The 929-nt window shown below is 68.2% G+C and carries 1 protein-coding gene; it reads left to right on the forward strand.

The window, feature by feature from the left end; all coding sequences use genetic code 11:
* Nucleotides 1–68 precede the first annotated feature (68 nt).
* A protein-coding gene (locus ACLBXO_RS31585; protein ID WP_447687896.1) for an IS630 family transposase occupies nucleotides 69–929 on the forward strand; the annotation gives its coding sequence in 2 pieces (ribosomal slippage) (nucleotides 69–414 and nucleotides 414–929; 862 coding nt annotated over the 2 pieces). This gene is flagged as partial in the annotation.

Below are 929 nucleotides of genomic sequence, written 5' to 3' on the forward strand. Positions count from 1 at the left end.
TAGAGCGCCATCCGAGCGTGATGAAACGGCTGGCGAGGTGATGGGTTGGTCGGCGAAGGAGAGCGCCGATGTCCTCAGCCCTGTCCGTCGATCTGCGTCAGCGCGTGGTCCATGCCGTCGCGGCCGGCGCCTCCCGACACAAAGCTGCCGAACGCTTTGGGGTCAGCCTGGCGAGCGCCAGTCGGTGGTGTGAGCGCTTCGCCCGTGAGGACCACGTCGCGCCCAAGCCGATGGGCGGCGATCAGCGCTCGTATCAGATCGAGGCCCAGGCCGACCTGATCGTCTCCCTCTACGAGGCGCAGCCCGGCATCTACCTGCGCGAACTCCGTGCGGCTCTGGCCGAGCACGGCATCTGCGTGGCCCGGAGTAGCCTCTCGCGCTTCTTCAAGCGCCACGGCATCTCGCGAAAAAAAGTACGGGGCACGCGGCCGAGCAGGACCGGGAGGACGTGAGAGCTGCGCGCGAGGCGTGGTTCGCGGGCCAACTCGACCTCGACCCGGATCGCCTCGTGTTCATCGACGAGACCGCAGCCAACACCGCCATGGCCCGGCGCTACGGGCGCGCTCCACGGGGCGAACGCTGCCGGATGAGCGTGCCGCAGGGCCACTGGAAAACCACCACTATCACGGCGGGTCTGCGCACCAGCGGCATCACCGCCCCCTGGCTGCTGGATGGTGCCATGAACGGGCAGGCCTTCCGCACCTACGTGGCCGACGTGCTCGCTCCGACGCTTCAGCCCGGCGACACGGTCGTCATGGACAACCTGCCAGCCCACAAGGTCAGCGGCGTCCGCGAGCGGATCGAGGCGGTGGGAGCCCGGCTGCTCTACCTCCCGGCATACTCGCCCGACTTCAACCCGATCGAGATGGCCTTCGCGAAGCTGAAGGCGCTCCTGCGCAGTGCAGCGGCGCGAACTATCCCAGACCTCT

It is taken from the genome of Methylobacterium sp. C33D (assembly GCF_053345825.1).